This is a genomic window from Limnobacter thiooxidans (genome assembly GCF_036323495.1).
Classification (GTDB): domain Bacteria; phylum Pseudomonadota; class Gammaproteobacteria; order Burkholderiales; family Burkholderiaceae_B; genus Limnobacter; species Limnobacter thiooxidans.
The window spans coordinates 2667993-2685671 of the sequence record NZ_AP028947.1; the positions used below are offsets into that span (position 1 = coordinate 2667993).

Here is a 17679-nt window from a genome sequence, read left to right on the forward strand (position 1 = left end):
AAGTGTCATATTACTGTCATGGAAATCTACTACTTTATGTGGCACGGAACACAACAAAGCAAGCCAGAGAAGAGGAAAACGAGATGTCCAGCACCATTCTAGTTGTCGAAGACGAGCCCGCAATTGCAGAACTGATCGCGGTGAACCTCAGCTTTGCTGGCCACAAAGTACTTCGGGCCGCCGATGCAGACCAGGCCAAAACCCTGATCACGGCTGAATTGCCTGATTTGGTACTGCTGGACTGGATGTTGCCCGGAAAAACCGGCATCCAGTTTGCCCACGAACTTCGCGCCCAGGAAAGAACCCGCAGCGTGCCCGTCATCATGCTGACTGCCCGCACCGAGGAACAGGACAAAGTGGACGGACTTGAAGCGGGTGCAGACGACTACATTACCAAGCCTTTTTCGCCAAAAGAATTGCTGGCTCGAATCAAGGCAGTGCTTCGCCGCCGGGCTCCCCAACTGACCGATGACACTGTTGAAGTGCACGGCTTGAAACTGGACCCTGTGACCCACCGCATCATGGGCCACGACAAAATCATCGACATGGGCCCCACTGAGTTTCGCCTGCTGCATTTCTTCATGACCCACCCGGAGCGCGTACACAGCCGCACCCAGCTGCTGGACCAGGTGTGGGGCGACCACGTGTTTGTTGAAGAGCGTACCGTGGACGTGCACATTCGCCGCCTGCGCCAGGCCCTGACCATTTCAGGACATGACAGGTTGATAGAAACCGTTCGGGGCGCAGGCTACCGCTTTACTGCCACTCAAAATGAAGGTGCGCTGAACTAAGGGCTCCCTCCGGCAGGATATTCCCCTAGAATACGCACCTATGGCATTCATACTTTTCAGACTGTTTGTGTTGGCCTTGGTGCTTGGCGCGGCTGCAATCGCGGGCCAAATGATCGCTGGCCCAAAAGGCGCGGTGGCGGGCTCCATACTTGCCTCGCTCATCGTGTACGCATTGCATGTGCGTTCAGGCCTGAAGATCATTGACTGGCTGGACGACTTTAAGGTTGAGAATGTACCCGATGTGTCGGGCTGGTGGGACGACCTGGCGGCCAAGCTGTTTCGTTACCTGCGCCTGCACCAGCGGCAGCAACAGGCGCTGACCAACGCCCTGGTTTCATTCCGCACCGCGGCACAAGCCTTGCCTGACGGCGTAGTTACGCTGGATTCGGAAGGCCATATTTCCTGGTGCAATGACACGGCACAAGACCATTTGGGCTTGCGACTAGGCAGTGACATTGGCCAACCATTGATTAACCTGGTTAGAAACCCGAATTTTTCCCAATACATACGCAGCCGCCAGTGGGAACATCCGCTGGTGATGACCGCGCCACGCAGCCGCAGCAAAGTGCTGTCGGTTCAACTGGTCAGTTACGGCGACCAGCAAATGCTGGTATTGTCGCGCGATGTGACCCAGGTTGAAAAACTGGAACGGATGCGCCGCGACTTTATTGCCAATGTGTCCCATGAGTTGAAAACGCCTTTGACCGTGCTTAGCGGCTTTCTGGAGACATTCAGGGACCTGCCCTTGAGCAAGGAGCAGCAGGCGGAATACCTGAACCTGATGTACACCCAGGCCAACCGCATGCAGAACCTGGTGGAAGACCTGCTGGCGCTTTCGGCGCTGGAATCTTCACCCAGCGCCGAAAGCGGAGAATTGGTTGACTTAAGCGGCATTGCCCAGAAAACTGGCGATGAGGCCCAGCAACTTTCTGGTGGGAAACACGACATCCGCGTCGAGGTGGAAACTGGCCTGTTCGCCATGGGCAATACAGCCGAAATTTTCAGTGCCTTCTCGAACATTGTCACCAACGCCATACGCTATACGCCTGAGCGTGGAAAAATTTCCATCGCTTTGCGAAAAACCGAGAACGAAATTGGGAAGTCTTGCGCTGCGTTCGTGGTGCAGGACACGGGCATTGGCGTGTCCGCTGAACACATCCCCCGATTGACCGAGCGTTTTTACCGTGTAGACCGTAGTCGTTCCCGCGAAAGCGGTGGCACTGGGTTGGGCTTGGCCATTGTGAAGCACGTGGTGCAACGCCACGATGGTGAACTGGACATTCAAAGCAGACCGAATGCGGGCAGTACCTTCACGATTCTGATGCCGCTGGCAAAACTTGAAGCTGCGCCTAAATCAGCTGCTGCTCAAATTACAACAGCAGCGTAAATCACAACCTTGTTAGGCGTTATGTAAGCCTTGTTCAGTGTGAGATACCGCCCATCATCGCTTTCGTTGCGCAGGCCTTTGGGTCGGAGTTCTTTGCCGCTCATCTTGCCTTGGGTCTTGGCTGATTTCCCGTCTTATTGATTCTGGCTTGGGACATGCGAAACGCGAGAGCGTCTTCGCATCGATTGCTTACGCAATCGCCCCTCGCTGCGAATCAGCCGGGAAGCCTCGCCCTGAATCGGCAAGATGATGCAGCAAACGAACACCTCACAGCCTGCGAACTTGCGCCAGTTAGTGGCTTGTGACAACGAACACTTCTCAGGCTGCGAACTTGCGCTGGTGATTGTGGGACTAGAGATTCAATAAACGCTGCGAGCAACGAACTGCTGGCGGAGAACACAGGCTCAGCGCAAAATCCTGTCTGGAGTAGCAGGCGCTGTCCTTCGAGTTTGCAAAGGCGGCATTGCCCTTGCACCGCCATTCAAGAAAGCCTGCCCGTTTGAATTCACACGCCACGTTCGGCTGCAAGCCGACACCGAACTCGGCCATCTTTTTTGCCGAGGTTCGGTGAGTCAGTGTGAATTTCAAAAAGGGAAATACAGGCTTTCAGGCGGAAGGGGGCAAGCGCCTTTGCAAACGAAGAAGTAGTCGGCACCCTTGCGACCGAAAAGGGTCATGCCACTCGCATACGAAGAAGTGGTCAGCACCTATGAACATGAAAAGGCGGCGCTAGTTCGGAAACGCCTTGTGCAGTTCCGCCCGCAAAACCTGCATCCATTTCGGCTTTGAATCGAGCACCAGTTGCTGCCTCGGCGACAGGGAAATACCGGGTTTGGCTGTTGCCCAGACCGGTGCTGGAAAATGCTTGTCGTCTGTGAAACGGGGAATCACGTGCCAGTGCAGGTGCGGCACCACATTGCCCAAGGTGGCAATGTTGGCCTTGTCGGCCTTGAATACACGTAATACGAACTGCTCAAGAAGAACCACCGCATCCATGCAAAGCATGCGGTCTTCACGACTTAAATCAGAAAACTCGCGCACATGGTCATTCCAGATCAAGCGCAAAAACCCAGGATATTCAGGATCCAGCGCCTCAATGACCCGGAATTTGCTGCAGTTGAACACCCAATCACCGCCCGGTGTGGCGCACAGGGGGCAATTGGCTTCCGCTACAGGCGTGTCCGCACCAGCAGGCAGGTCAGCTGCCGGGGCAGCCGACCCTTCATCGTTAAGGGCCTCGTTCAAGGTCATACCAAAATACGTTCAATGCCGCCGTCGTTGGCTTCTTTCACGTAGTTCTGCAACCATTCCTTACCCAGCACGTTCTTGGCAATTTCAACCACGATGTAATCAGCTGTTACGTTGGCGTCGTCGCTGTAGCGGCTCAGGCCCTGCAAACACGATGGGCAGCTGGTCAGAATTTTCACATCTGCTTCTGGTGCCTTATCGCGCAGCTTGTCGGCGCCCTTGCGCATTTCCTCTTCCTTGCGGAAGCGGACCTGCGTAGCCACGTCAGGACGTGACACGCCAAAGGTGCCTGACTCGCCACAGCAGCGGTCATTCTTGGTGATGTTCTGGCCTTGCAGCTCGCTGTTCATCAACTGGTTGACTACTTTCAACGGGTCATAAGTTTTCATGGGCGTGTGGCAGGGGTCGTGGTACATGTACTGCGTACCGGTGACGTTGTCCAGCTTCACGCCTTTTTCCATCAGGAATTCATGAATGTCAATGATGCGGCAGCCCGGGAAAATCTTGTCGAATTCATAGCCCTGCAACTGGTCATAACACGTGCCACAGCTGACCACCACGGTTTTGATGTCGAGGTAATTCAGCGTATTGGCCACGCGGTGGAACAGCACGCGATTGTCCGTGATCATTTTCTCGGCTTTGTCGTACTGCCCTGCCCCACGCTGCGGGTATCCACAGCACAGGTAACCGGGTGGCAACACTGTTTGTACGCCCACATTCCAGAGCATGGCTTGCGTGGCCAGGCCAACCTGGCTGTAAAGCCGCTCGGAACCACAACCAGGGAAGTAGAACACCGCTTCCGTGTCGGCTTGCGTGGTTTTCGGGTTGCGAATCACTGGCACGTAATCGCTGTTTTCAATGTCCAGCAAGGCACGTGCCGTTTTCTTCGGCAAACCGCCGGGCATGGGCTTGTTGATGAAGTGAATCACCTGCTCGCGAATAGGCGCTTTGCCCACAGTGGCGGGCGGCTTCTCAGTCTGCTTGTGCAAAAAGCCCAATGACTTGGCCACTTTGTAAGCACCACGCTGCACCTTGTAGCCAATGCCGGTCATGCCAACGCGCATCGCCTTGATGGTGGCCGGGTCTTTCGCATTCAGGAAAGTCATGGCCAGGGCTGTGCCGGGGTTGAAGCTTTTCTTGTCCATCTTGCGCAGCAAGGCGCGCATGTTCATGGACACTTCACCGAAATCGATATCGACCGGGCAAGGTGTCAGGCACTTGTGGCAAACCGTGCAGTGGTCGGCCACGTCTTCAAATTCTTCCCAATGCTTGATGGACACACCACGGCGGGTTTGTTCTTCGTACAGGAAAGCCTCGACCAGCAAGGATGTGGCCAGAATCTTGTTGCGTGGGCTGTACAGCAAATTGGCGCGAGGCACGTGTGTGGAACACACGGGCTTGCACTTGCCGCAACGCAGGCAGTCTTTCACGGAATCGGAAATGGAGCCGATGTCGCTTTGGCTCATGATCAGGCTTTCATGGCCCATGAGGTTGAAGCTGGGCGTGTAGGCATTGGTCAAATCACCGCCGGGCAACAGTTTACCCTTGTTGAAACGACCTTCCGGATCAATGCGCTGCTTGTAGTCCTGGAAGGGCTGCAGCTCTTCCTTGGTCAGGTATTGGTATTTTGTAATACCAATACCATGCTCACCGGAAATCACACCATCCAGATTGCGCGCAATCTGCATGATGCGGTCAACAGTGTGTTCCGCTTCGCGCAGCATTTCGTAGTCATCGGAATTCACCGGGATGTTGGTGTGCACGTTGCCATCGCCAGCGTGCATGTGCAGGGCCACGAACAAGCGGCCACGCAATACCTGCTTGTGAACAGCCTTGCATTCTTCCATTACGGGAACAAACACGCCGCCTTCGAAAATGCGGTTCAGGTTGTGGCGAAGCTCGGTTTTCCAGCTGACGCGGATGGTGCGGTCTTGCAGCACATCAAACACGGTGGCTTCAGGCTGATCAACCAAGCGATGCGCCAGGTTTTCTTCAAGGTGCCCAAGGCCCAGGGTTTTCAGAACAGGGTTGGCTTGCGCCAGCGGCATGTTCATATTGGACAGCAACCAGCTCCAGCGATCGTGCACTGTTTCCAGCAACTCCACAGCACGGCCCACGCGGTCGCCCACCAGGTCTTCAACAGACAACTTGGTGGAATCCACTTCGTCGGTTTTGCCCAAGGTCAAGGGCTTTTCAAAGAAGGCACGCAGCGCGGCAACCAGTTTCAGCTTGTTGCGGATCGACAACTCGATATTGATGCGTTCGATCTCGTCGGTGTATTCGCCCATGCGTGGCAGGGGAATCACCACGTCTTCATTGATTTTGAAGGCATTGGTGTGGCGCGCAATGGCGGCTGTGCGGGCACGGTCCAGCCAGAACTTCTTGCGGGCTTCGGGGCTGACGGCCACAAAACCCTCACCCGCGCGGCCATTGGACAGGCGCACGACTTCGGATGCAGCTTGGGCCACGGCATTTTCATCATCGCCCACGATGTCGCCAAACAGCACCATTTTCGGGAAAGCGCCGCGCTTGGACTTCGGGCTGTACTTCACCGCGCGCAGATAGCGCTCGTCCAGGTGTTCCAGGCCGGCCAGAATGGCGCCCATGGCTTTGCCTTCACCGTCGAGGTAATTCTTGATCTCAACGATTGAAGGCACCGCGTCACGGGCCTGGCCATAGAATTCCAGGCACACCGTGCGGGTGTGCTTGGGCATGCGGTGCAAGATCCACTTGGCCGAGGTAATCAGGCCGTCACAACCCTCTTTCTGAATGCCGGGCAGACCAGCCAGAAACTTGTCTGTCACGTCCTTGCCCAAGCCCACCTTGCGGAAACGGGCGCCTTCGACAGTCAGGCGCTCGGTTTTCAGGATTTTCGCATTGGGTGCCAAACGGCCATCGGACCACACCAGGTCGAAATCGGCCTGAGGCGCATCGTGAATTTTGCTCAGGTTGTGGTTGACCCGGGTAATTTCAAGCCAGTCGCCTTGAGGGTCGACCATTCTCCACCAGGCCAAATTGTCAAGCGCAGTGCCCCACAACACGGCCTTCTTGCCGCCTGCGTTCATGGCCACGTTGCCGCCAATGCAGCTTGCTTCAGCGGAAGTGGGATCAACTGCAAAAATGCGACCGGCTGCTTCGGCGGCCTCAGCCACGCGCTTGGTGACCACGCCTGCACCGGAAAACACGGTGGCGTATTCCTGGGTCAGGCCAGGCAGCACTTCCATGACCACCGGGCCAAGCTCTTCCAGTTTTTCTGTGTTGATGATGGCCGACATGGCGGTCAGGGGCACTGCGCCACCGGTGTAACCGGTGCCGCCTCCACGAGGAATGATGGTCAAGCCAAGGTCGATACAGGCTTTCACCAAGCCGGGAATTTCAGATTCGCGGTCGGGGGTCAGCACCACGAAGGGGTACTCAACGCGCCAGTCGGTGGCATCTGTTACGTGGGATACTCGGGACAAGCCGTCGTACTTGATGTTGTCTTTGGCGGTGTGCTCGCCCAACTTTTTGCGAGCATGGCCGCGCAAAATGGCCGTGGCCTCCAATTCACGCTGGAACTCAAGAACGGCCTTCTCAGCGGTGGTTAACAGCTCTCGAACTTTTGCGCTGCGATCTTCGGAATCAGCTTCAACAGCTGCTTCTTTCACTTCGACCCGGCGTGCATCAATTTCACGCAAGCGATGAAACAAGGCCTCAATCAGGGCTGTCAGGCGCTTGGGGTTGTCCAGCAGGTCGTCCTGGAGGTAAGGGTTGCGCCGCACCACCCAGATGTCGCCCAACACCTCGAACAGCATGCGAGCTGAACGTCCTGTTTTGCGCTCCTGGCGCAGCTCCTGGAGAATTTTCCATGAAGACTCGCCCAAGAGGCGAATGACGATTTCACGGTCTGAAAAAGAGGTGTAGTTGTACGGAATCTCGCGCAGGCGAGCGGTTTCGCCGGCAGAGGATTTCAATGTGTTCAATTCGACTGGTGCGTTCATGCAAAACCTTTTGACTGCTTAGCTGATCATGGTATCAAAAACCAGACGTTTGCGCCTAGAGTGACGCCCCTCATTTTTCGCCCAAAACCCTTATGGCATAAGGGTTTTGAGTACTTTCCATATTCAATATGCTACATGCGCTTGGGCGAGGAAACTCCCAACACAGCCAAGCCATTGGCCAACACGGTGGCTACAGCCACCAGCAGCGCCACTCGAGCGGTTTTCAATGCCACATCGTCGATGCGGACCCGCTCTGCGTTGTAGAAGGTGTGGAAGGCCGCAGCGAGCTCACGCAGGTAAAAAGCAATGTGGTGCGGAGCCAACTCTTCTGCGGACTTGACCAAAACATCGCCGTAGGAAGCCAACACACGCAGCAAGGCCTGCTCGGAAGGTGCTGCCAGAAGGGTTAAATCCGCGGCATCGAGTTTGCCCAAATCAATTTCGGCCTGATCCAGGATGGAGTGAATGCGGGCATGGGCATACTGCACGTAGTACACCGGGTTTTCATCCGACTGCGCTAACGCCAAATCAACATCAAACACAAATTCAGTGTCGGCCTTGCGGCTGACCAGGAAAAAACGCACGGCGTCGCGGCCTTTGGTGAGCGCCTCGGGCTGCTCCAGCATGGGCAGGTTTTCATCCACACCGCCTGACCAGCAGATCAGGTCGCGCACGGTGACGTAGCTACCCGCGCGCTTGGAAATCTTGACTTCCTGCCCGCCTTTCATGACGGTGACCATTTTGTGCAACACGTAGTCGGGGTAGCCTTGCGGAATACCCACGTCGCAGGCCTGCAAACCAGCGCGCACCCGGGCAATGGTGCCGTGGTGGTCAGTGCCCTGGATGTTGATGACCTTGCCAAAGCCGCGCTTGAATTTTTGAATGTGGTAAGCCACATCAGGCACAAAGTAGGTGTAACCGCCTTCGGATTTGCGCATTACGCGGTCTTTGTCATCGCCGTAATCAGTTGAACGAAGCCACAAGGCACCACCCTCTTCAAAGGTTTTACCGGAAGCAACCATTTTTTCAACAGCCTCTTCCACCTTGCCTTCGGAATACAACGAGCTTTCGAGATAAAACTGGTCGAAATTCACGCCGAAGGCTTTCAAATCGAGGTCTTGCTCGGCGCGCAGGTAAGCCACGGCAAAGGCGCGAATGGATTCGAAATCTTCAACATTGCCACTGCCCTTGACGGGTTCGCCATCCGCAGCCTGCACTTCTTTGCCAGCCAGAAAGTCGGCCGCAATGTCGGCAATGTAGTCGCCGTTGTAGGCGTTTTCAGGCCATTGCGCATCACCCGGCTTGAAGCCCTTGGCACGGGCTTGCACAGATGTGGCCAAGGTTTGGATCTGCACACCGGCGTCGTTGTAATAAAACTCTTTGTGAACCTTCCAGCCCTGCGTTTTCATGACTGCGGCCATGGCATCGCCTAGTGCGGCCTGACGACCATGACCTACATGCAATGGGCCGGTGGGGTTTGCAGAGACAAATTCCAGCAGCACGGCCTGCCCTGCCTGTGCGTTGGTTTTTCCGAATTCTGCGCCCTGTTGAAGCACGGCTGCCACCACGGCCACACGGGCCTGCTGGCTTAAACGAATATTGATAAAGCCTGGGCCCGCAACTTCAACTGCATCGACGAGACCTGCGCAAACGGGGTTGGCCTTGACGTGATCTGCCAGCAACTGGGCCAGTTCACGCGGGTTGCGGCGGGCTGGCTTGGCCAACTGCATGGCCAGGTTGCAGGCGGCGTCGCCGTGGCTGGGGTCTTTCGGCTTTTCCAAGGCCACTGTGCCTTCAAAAGACTGGTTCAAGGCAGCGGCGGCAGCCGCTTCAAATGCGGCAATCAGTGTGTTTCGTTGTTGGGCAAGCATGGGGAGGTGTTGGGGCTGTGTTGAGCTAAGCCCCTGATTGTACCAAGTATTCCTTCTTGCCGCCTTCTGACCAATCTAACTTGGCCTACATCCGGCAGTTTGCTTATTTTTTCTTGGCCACCCAGGCAAAATGCTTTTGCAAGGCCTCGTCGGCCAGCAGGGCTTGGGCGGTAGGGTAATTTTTGGCCAGTTGCATTTCATCGTACAAGTCATGAATGCCGTCGTGACACAGCCTGCAGATGTTCAATCCACTGTTCAGGGCTTCCTTGTCAAAGTTTTTTCGAAAGAATGCACGCCGGTGCAATTTTTTGGGAATGAGGTGGTGGAATGTCAGTAGCGTGAAGCGGCCGCAACACAGGCACTCACCCGATTTAATTCTTGAAGATTTCATACTGCCGGCATCTCAAACCTGATCAAGATTGACGCTTGACCCATTCGCGCATTCGCAATGCTGAATCGGTTGCTAACTGTTCCAGCCCTTTGGCAACCGACTCACGGTTGACTTGGGGCTGATTCTGACTGACCTTCCACTTGCCAACCAAACTCTCGATTTGCACTTCAAAACCGACAATTGCCTTTTTGATTTGCTCGATGAATTCAGGTGGTGCATCGCTGAGCGACCAGGGCTGGTCACGGGAAGACTCCTGCTGTACTGTCAAATCATTGAGTTGCTTGTGCAACCACGCTGCATCTTCGACAACTCTCATTTTCCCACGGACGTGAACCACAACATAGTTCCAGGTGGGCACTACCTTTTCAGTCTCTTTCTTGGTGGCGTACCAGGACGGAGTGATGTAGTGCTCATCACCCTGAAAAACAAGCAATGTTGACGGTGACAGGCCGATGTCATTGAGTATCGGATTGGCCCGCGCAACATGACCTCGCAAAACCTTTTCGCCATTCTCGTTTTCCGCGATCATCAAGGGGATGTGATTGGCGTTCAGGCCAGACTCAGAGAGCGTAACCACCGTGGCCAGCGGGTGTGCCTTGATCAGATCGAAAAGCAACTGCTGTGATGTTTCTTCAAAGTGTTTGGGTAGATACATGGCTACTTCAATATTTGAATTTGTGCAGGATCAGCAACAAGCAAGCGAATTTGATCGGCAAACGGCTCAACAATTCCCGACACCACAATTGTTTTTCCGAAAAAGAATTTGGGCAGGTCATGAATGCCCTGGTAGGAATACCAGGCGGCCACACGGCCATCAATGACCACGGTCAGGTTGGAGGGGTCGCGGAAATTGGTGTGGGAATTGAGATCCACTTGGTCGCGTTCGGTACGCAGTTTGCTTGAGCGCACTTTGAACTGAACCTGCACTTCTTCATTGAGACGGGTGACCGCCTTTTCTGCAGAAATCGGCGCAGCCGGTGCAAGCACAGGCTGAAGCAGTGAAAGCAGCAGGAATATTCTGGCGCATTGTCGCAGCATGTGTACCTCCCGTTTGGTTTTGAATAGCCTAGCCTAAAGCCAAACGAAACGCACAATCATGTATAGCCCCAAGGCAAAAAGACCTGCAAAAAAAACGGTTTTGAAGGTGTCGGCGCTCAACATGGCGCGGCACTTTTGACCGGTCACCACGCCCAGCATGGTCGGAATCAGGCACAAAGTTGACTCCCAAGCGGCGGTCAATTCAAACCGGCCCTTGAGGTACAGGCCCACCGCCATTGCGAAGGTGCCCACGGTGAAAACCAGCCCTAGCGCCTGCAACAGCGCATCTTTATCCAGGCCCAGCGAATTCATGTAAGGGGCGGAAGGCACGGACGACACGCCCGTGGCCCCAGCCAGAAAACCAGTCAAGCCACCCACCAGGGGCGAGGCCCAGCGTTCATTGCGGGGGCTGACCAGCATATTGAACTTGAACAAGCCCAACAAGGCATACACAAACAGCACCACGCCAAGTGCCAGGGTGGCATAAGCTGGCGATTCGCCCGTGAGCACGCCCACGCCGAATGCAGCCCCGATACACACCATGAGCAACAGGGTGCCGAAGCGGCGAGTGGCGCCGAACATGCTGGGGCCCACCAGCATTTGCCACACATTGCTGACCATGGAGGGCACCACGATCAGTGCTGCCGCCTGTACGGGCGGAACCACCACCGCCATCAAGCCGATGGCGATGGGCGGCAAACCCATGCCGGTGACACCCTTGACAAACCCGGCCACCAAAAAGGCCACGCCCACAATCAGGCTGTAATTGCTGAATTCCAAAACGGGTCCTTCAATTCAAGGAATTTAAATGGGGGCTGGGGCAGACTTCGCCCCCTCTCCGAGTTCACGCTGCATGATAAGGGTGCCCAACCACCGGTTGAACTTGTAGCCCACACTGGGCATGTTTCCTACTTCCACAAAGCCAAGCTTGCTGTGGAGCGCGGCAGAACCTGTTGCACCTGTTTGTGCAATGACAGCTACCATTTGTCGCCAAGGGCCCAGTTCGCAACGGCGAATAACCTCGGACAACAAAGCTGTACCAATGCCCACACCCGTGTGTTGGGGCGACAGGTACACGGAATCCTCAACGGTGTAGCGGTAGGCAGGCCTGGGCCGGTAACTAGCTGCATAGGCATACCCAACAATTTCACCAGCCATTTCAGCCACCAGGTAGGGCAAGCCACAATCCAGTATGGCTTGCCTGCGCGCACACATTTCTTCCAGAGAGGGCGGCAACAATTCAAAGGTGGCCAGTTCGTTCAACACATAATGGGCATACAGGGCTTGCACGGCGACCATGTCGGCGACAGTTGCATCACGGATTACAGCTGCATTGTTCATTCTGCGTTAAACCCACTTCACAACGGGGGGTGCCTCATAGGTTTTAAAGGCATTCAACAATTCAATTGGACAAGTCGCCGACATCAGCATGTTGCGGTGTTGTGTGCGAATGAATGCTTCCGAGTGGGCATGATTCAAGAACGCCAGCAGGCCGTCGTAATAGCCATTCACGTTGAGCACCCCCACAGGCTTGCTGTGAAAACTCAATTGCCCCCAGGTCAGGATTTCAAACAATTCTTCAAACGTGCCCAAACCACCGGGCAGTGCAATAAAGCCATCGGACAACTCCGCCATCCTGGCTTTGCGCTCGTGCATGTTTCGAGTGATAAACAATTCGGTAAGCGCCGGGTGTGCCAGTTCCTTGGTGACGAGTTGTTCAGGAATGACCCCAACCGCCGTGCCCCCTTGGTCCAGTACCTCTTGGGCAACAATACCCATCAAGCCCAAATTTGAGCCACCGTATACCAACCCCAGATTGTTGGCGACCAAGGCGCGTGCAAGTGCTTTCGCACCTTCAGCATATTCAACGCGGCTGCCGGGGCTGGAGCCACAATACACACAGATATTTTTCATGATTCAGAAGTGTTCAGCGTACAAAGTGTTGATCCAATCCTGCCGCGCCTGAGCAGCAACCGTGGCCACCTGTTCACCGGCCTGCAGGCCTGAAATTTTGGCGGCAAGAAATGATTTGTAATGCCCAGCTTCCAGATTGTCGACCGCCAACTCAACAAAGTTGTGGACAGGACTGCCCCCAGCAAGGGATTGGATCAAGCCATTCACATGACGCAGGCGGGCGGGTTTGCGATACAAATCCACACGGTTAAAAAACTGGCCGAAACTGTCGGAATCGAATTGATTGGTCTGCAGGAACGCAAGAAAATTTGAAGCCAGTGTGGCCAAGTCTTCGGTATCGCGGGGCAAGCGCCAGGCTTTGGCCAGCGCCTTGATGTCAGTCGCATTCAGGAAAAAGCCCAGTGAATAGACCCACCGGTCTTGCGCTGTTTGCGGGCCAGTTTGCAAACCATTCAGTCGATCGAATTCAGGCTTGTCGAATTGAGCGAAAGGCACGGCGCAACCGGAAGCCAATTCCGGCCAGCATTCAAGCTTGCTGATCAGTTTGATCATGCGCGATGGTTTTTCTTCACCCATGCCTTTGTTGAATTCGGCGTATACCCGTTCGGCCACCAGGTGCTGTAATTCACCGCTGTCGCGCAAATTGCGGCACAAGGCCAAGGTATCTTCGGCCACCAAGAAATCAAGAAAGCGAGCCAAGAAACGGGCCAGGCGCAGCACGCGCAACGGGTCTTCCACAAATGCAGGGCTGACGTGCCGCATCAACTTGCCTTGCAAATCAGCAAGGCCATTGTAAGGGTCGATCAACCGGGCCTGTGCATCCATTGCCATGGCATTGATGGTGAAATCGCGGCGGGCCAGGTCTTCCTCAAGCGTGACCGTGGGGTCCGCGTGGAAAATAAATCCTTTATAGCCATGCCCGCTTTTTCTTTCCGTGCGGGCCAGTGCATATTCCTCATGAGTGTGCGGATGCAAAAACACGGGGAAGTCTGCACCCACAGGTTTGAAGCCTGCTGAAAACATGTGCTCGACGGTGGCGCCCACCACCACCCAGTCGCGATCGCTGAATTTGCGCCCCATCAAGGCGTCGCGAACTGCCCCACCAACCACATAAACCTGGATGGGCTTGGGCAGTTTGGCAACAACGTGGTCGGGCGAAAAGCCTTGTAGTGCAGAGTGCTGAACCATGGCCATATCAAGAATCAAAGTTGCCCAAGGTTACCACTGAATCAACTGGTGTGAACTGCGGGCAAACGCGTGCGATTGTGCTCACGCGCAAAGTCGATTGCGGGACCTGCCGGCACAATTCTGCTCGGGTTGATCGTGTTGTGGCTGAAATAATAATGACGCTTGATGTGGTGAAGATCCACGGTATCAACGACGCCTGGCCACTGGAACAACTCTCGAAGGTAATTTGAAATATTGGAAAACTCTTCAAGCCGTTGACGGTTGCACTTGAAGTGACCGTGGTAAACCGCATCGAAACGCACCAGGGTGGTGAACAGGCGCCAATCCGCTTCAGTGATCCGGTCGCCCACCAGGTAGCGGTTGTTCTCGAGAATTTTTTCGACCGAATCCAAGGCCATGAATACGCCGTTGTACGCCTCCTCATAAGCCGCTTGCGTGGTTGCAAATCCAGCCTTGTAAACGCCGTTGTTGATGTTGTAATAGACCAGGCCATTCACGCGGTCGATCATGGTTTGAAGCGGTGCCGGGTAATAATCGTCGTGGTTGCCGGTGATGCCATTGAATGCTGTGTTGAACATGCGAATGATTTCCGAGGATTCATTGCTGACGATGCGATGGGTCTGTTTGCACCACAACACGGGCACGGTGACACGCCCTGAATAATCAGCCTTGTGGCGGGTGTAGATTTGATGAAGGAATTCACTGCCGAACAGCTCATCACCGGTGCTGCCTGTGCTGGTATTGAATGACCAGCCGTTACTCAGCATTTCCGGGCTGACCACAGACACGCCAATGTGGTTTTCCAGTTCCTTGAGCTTGCGGAAGATCAGCGTGCGGTGGGCCCATGGGCAGGCCAAGGATACGTACAGGTGATAACGGCCGCTTTCTGCCTTGAAACCTGCATCGCCCGAGGGCCCTGCGGTGCCATCGGCAGTGACCCAATTGCGAAGCTGTGCGCTTTCACGCTTGAACTTGCCATCGCTAGAATCGGTGTCATACCACTTGTCCTGCCATTGCCCTTCGACCAGCAAACCCATGCCTTGCCCTCCAGTTGTTCAACACTCAAGCCCTACCTTAACAAATTAAGGCTTTACAGTTGTTCAATATTCTCGAAGGTGTCGGCCACTTTTTGCCGAAGTGCCGTGCGCTGGGCGTCATCAAGGCGCGCAATGTTTTTGGCCATGAGACCGGTGCGCGGGTTGGCCGCCAGCATGGTTTCATGCTGGTCAAGGAAACCCCAGTACAGGGTGGTGAAGGGGCAGGCTTTGTCGCCCACTTTTTCAGCCGGGTTGTACTTGCAACCCGTGCAGTAATTGCTCATGCGCTTGATGTAAGCGCCAGAAGCAATGTAGGGTTTGCTGGTGAACCGCCCGCCATTGGCAAACAGGGCCATGCCCGCCACATTGGGCAATTCAACCCATTCGACAGCATCCACGTACACAGCCAGAAACCAGTCTTCAACCTGTTGGGGAACCAGGCCCGCCAACAAGGCAAAGTTACCAATCACCATCAAGCGCTGAATGTGATGTGCGTAGGCGTGTTCCACGGTTTGGCCAATAGAATCCTTCATGCAATTCATCTTGGTTTGGCCGGTCCAGAACCACTTGGGCAGGTCGCGGGTCGCTTTTAATGCGTTGTCTTCGCGCATCTTGGGCATATCGAGCCAGTAGACACCACGCATGAATTCACGCCAACCCAGGATTTGGCGAATGAAACCTTCAGCACTGGCTACATCGACCCGATTTTCGCGAAACGCAGCTTCCGCTTTTTGAATCACTTCCAGCGGGTGCAGCAAATGCAGGTTGATTGAACTGGAAACCAGCGAATGCCAGCCAAATGGCGTATTGGTCCACATGGCATCCTGGTAAGTACCAAAGTTGGCAAAACGTATTTCAATAAAGCGATCAAGAGCCTGGAGGGCCTGTTCACGCGTGACAGGCCACTTGAAGTTGGCCAGCGTACCGGGGTGGTCCCCGAAATACTGTTCGACCTCGGCAAACACTTGCTGTGTGATGTCATCAGGCTCAAAAGCGGCGGGCGGCTCAATTTTTCCGGGTCCTGCTTTTGGAAATGCGCTGCGGTTGTCGGCATCGAAATTCCACTTGCCGCCTGCGGGTTCGGCGCTGTCCATCAACACACCGGTGCGCTTGCGCATTTCACGGTAAAAATATTCCATGCGCATTTGCTTGTAGCCGCTGGCCCATTTCGCAAATTCGGCACGGCTACACAGGTAGTGGGTGTCTTCCAGCAAACGCAGTTTCAGCTTGGCGGTTTTGGCGAGTTCCAAAAACTCCTGTTCCAGGCGCCACTCACCGGGCTCAGCCATGTCCAGCTCGCTGTAGCCCTGTTGCTGACACAGTAATTCCACTTCACCCACCAGGCTTCGCTTGCCTGTTTCATTCAGGCTGCGGTAGTGCACGGTATAACCAGCTTGGCGCAATTGGTCAGCGAAGTGGCGCATGGCGCTGAGAAACAGGGCAATGCGTGCCTTGTGAACCCACACCACTGTGGATTCGACATGCGATTCCACCATCAGGACGTCGGCTTGCCCTGGCGGATTGGCCAGCAAGGCGGGGTTGTTGAGGTCTAGTTGGTCGCCCAACACCACCACTGCTTTGTGTGTACTGCTCATCGAATTAATTTTTGCCAGTTTTGGGAGCGGCCTTGCGACACGCTTCCGAACAATATTTTACGTCATCCCAGTTTTTGGCCCAGCTTTTGCGCCAGGTCATGTCCTTGCCGCAAGCCACACAGGGCTTGGTGGGCAAGTAGGACTTGTTGCCTTTGAAGGACTGCGATTTACTCACAAAAACTTAAGCAGATGTGGATTGGTTTCGCAAACGCCAGCCTGCAATCGATTCGCTGATCGAGTCGAGGCTGGACAACAGGTAGAAATCATCTGACGGTTTCTTGCGCAAGGCTGCTGCCGAGCCGCCACACCACACTTCCACGGTCGGCGGCAGTTTTTCGCGTAGCTCAGTCAGCGCATCCAATACAGCGGTCGAACCTTGAATCGCTGAAAAAGAAAGAGCAACAACATCGATGTTCTGCGCTCGTGCAGCCAGCACAATGTCATAAATTGGGGTTTGGGTACCCAAAGACACGCATTGCGCGCCTTCCATTGAAAAAATACATTCAGCCATCAACAAACCTAGGCCGTGCATTTCGTTGGGCAGGGTGGTCAGTAACACGCGCGGACCCTGGCGGGCAGAAGGCATGGTGTTCAAAGCATTGCGCAACACCACCTGGATTGTTTCGGTATAAATGTGTTCTTCGAAGATTTCAAAATAACCGCGCGCCCAGGCGTCACCCACCATGGCGTTCATGGGGGCAACCACTTCAACCACAAAACGGCGAAGCCCCATGGTCATAGCCAGGCGGGACATGGCTTGGCGAAATTCTTCCGCATTGTGGCGCTTGATCAACTCCATGTACCCGTTGAGTTCATCCAGGCTGTCAGGCGCAACATGGATGCGCGAACCCGCACTGCTGACCTCGGCCAGCTTGGCCAGCTCGTCAATGCTCAGGCCGATAATTTTTCCAGGGCGGTGACCACCGTCGATTAGGCGTTTGATGACGCGAAGTTTTTCAACCTGGTTGATCGGATAAATGCGCTCGCCAAAGGCATCTCGACCTGGCTGGGGAAAAAGATAACGTTTTTCCCAGACACGCAATGTGTCTTTGGGAAGACCCGTGTCCCGCTCCACTGCAGCAATGGAAAAGGAGGGCTGGTTTAGATCTGCGCGCTCGTTCATGCGAAAACCCGATCATTCTGAAACTTCAACATCTTTGTTTTGTCCTAGACAAATTGACTTCATACGCTGGACGAATGATAATGGAACCGAAACTATGATTCCCAGTCAAATTAACA

At 54.8% G+C, this 17679-nt stretch carries 16 protein-coding genes; 2 read left to right on the forward strand and 14 right to left on the reverse strand.

Going from position 1 to position 17679, the window contains the following annotated elements; all coding sequences use genetic code 11:
* Positions 1–83: 83 nt before the first annotated feature.
* Both phoB and phoR read left to right on the forward strand, forming a co-directional pair.
* On the forward strand, positions 84–791 hold the full coding sequence (gene phoB, locus RGQ30_RS12135; RefSeq protein WP_130557971.1) for a phosphate regulon transcriptional regulator PhoB: 708 nt from the start codon (positions 84–86) through the stop codon (positions 789–791).
* A gap of 40 nt (positions 792–831) precedes the next feature.
* On the forward strand, positions 832–2178 hold the full coding sequence (gene phoR, locus RGQ30_RS12140) for a phosphate regulon sensor histidine kinase PhoR (protein WP_130557970.1): 1347 nt from the start codon (positions 832–834) through the stop codon (positions 2176–2178).
* 729 nt (positions 2179–2907) lie between these two features.
* On the opposite strand, the gene RGQ30_RS12145 is transcribed toward phoR, so the two are convergent.
* The 14 genes from RGQ30_RS12145 to RGQ30_RS12210 all read right to left on the reverse strand — a co-directional run bounded on the left by RGQ30_RS12145 (position 2908) and on the right by RGQ30_RS12210 (position 17563).
* Entirely contained in the window at positions 2908–3423 is a 516-nt protein-coding gene (locus RGQ30_RS12145) for an HIT family protein (RefSeq protein ID WP_338284452.1), read from the reverse strand.
* Positions 3424–3425: 2 nt separating this feature from the next.
* Positions 3426–7406: a DUF3683 domain-containing protein gene (locus RGQ30_RS12150; protein WP_130557968.1), complete on the reverse strand. Its 3981-nt coding sequence runs from the start codon at positions 7404–7406 to the stop codon at positions 3426–3428.
* A 131-nt stretch (positions 7407–7537) separates the two neighbouring features.
* A complete protein-coding gene (gene argS / locus RGQ30_RS12155; protein WP_130557967.1) occupies positions 7538–9277 on the reverse strand; it encodes an arginine--tRNA ligase in 1740 nt (579 codons plus the stop codon).
* A 103-nt stretch (positions 9278–9380) separates the two neighbouring features.
* Positions 9381–9668 (reverse strand): hypothetical protein, encoded by a 288-nt coding sequence (locus RGQ30_RS12160; protein ID WP_130557966.1) that lies wholly within the window; start codon positions 9666–9668, stop codon positions 9381–9383.
* A 22-nt stretch (positions 9669–9690) separates the two neighbouring features.
* Positions 9691–10323: an FMN-binding negative transcriptional regulator gene (locus RGQ30_RS12165; RefSeq protein WP_130557965.1), complete on the reverse strand. Its 633-nt coding sequence runs from the start codon at positions 10321–10323 to the stop codon at positions 9691–9693.
* A gap of 2 nt (positions 10324–10325) precedes the next feature.
* A complete protein-coding gene (locus RGQ30_RS12170) occupies positions 10326–10706 on the reverse strand; it encodes a hypothetical protein (protein WP_130557964.1) in 381 nt (126 codons plus the stop codon).
* Positions 10707–10739: 33 nt separating this feature from the next.
* On the reverse strand, positions 10740–11486 hold the full coding sequence (locus RGQ30_RS12175) for a sulfite exporter TauE/SafE family protein (RefSeq protein ID WP_130557963.1): 747 nt from the start codon (positions 11484–11486) through the stop codon (positions 10740–10742).
* A gap of 24 nt (positions 11487–11510) precedes the next feature.
* On the reverse strand, positions 11511–12047 hold the full coding sequence (locus tag RGQ30_RS12180) for a GNAT family N-acetyltransferase (RefSeq protein WP_130557962.1): 537 nt from the start codon (positions 12045–12047) through the stop codon (positions 11511–11513).
* Between the two features lie 6 nt (positions 12048–12053).
* A complete protein-coding gene (locus tag RGQ30_RS12185; RefSeq protein WP_130557961.1) occupies positions 12054–12620 on the reverse strand; it encodes an LOG family protein in 567 nt (188 codons plus the stop codon).
* A gap of 3 nt (positions 12621–12623) precedes the next feature.
* A complete protein-coding gene (locus RGQ30_RS12190) occupies positions 12624–13808 on the reverse strand; it encodes a tRNA nucleotidyltransferase/poly(A) polymerase-related protein (RefSeq protein WP_420915144.1) in 1185 nt (394 codons plus the stop codon).
* A 41-nt stretch (positions 13809–13849) separates the two neighbouring features.
* Complete coding sequence (locus tag RGQ30_RS12195) at positions 13850–14845, reverse strand: glutathione S-transferase family protein (protein WP_130557960.1); 996 nt, start codon at positions 14843–14845, stop codon at positions 13850–13852.
* Positions 14846–14898: 53 nt separating this feature from the next.
* Positions 14899–16440 (reverse strand): cryptochrome/photolyase family protein, encoded by a 1542-nt coding sequence (locus tag RGQ30_RS12200; RefSeq protein WP_130557959.1) that lies wholly within the window; start codon positions 16438–16440, stop codon positions 14899–14901.
* A 4-nt stretch (positions 16441–16444) separates the two neighbouring features.
* Complete coding sequence (locus RGQ30_RS12205) at positions 16445–16615, reverse strand: DUF2256 domain-containing protein (protein ID WP_130557958.1); 171 nt, start codon at positions 16613–16615, stop codon at positions 16445–16447.
* Between the two features lie 6 nt (positions 16616–16621).
* Positions 16622–17563 carry a MerR family transcriptional regulator gene (locus RGQ30_RS12210; RefSeq protein ID WP_130557957.1) on the reverse strand — a complete coding sequence of 314 codons (942 nt, stop codon included), beginning with the start codon at positions 17561–17563 and terminating at the stop codon, positions 16622–16624.
* Positions 17564–17679: the final 116 nt, after the last annotated feature.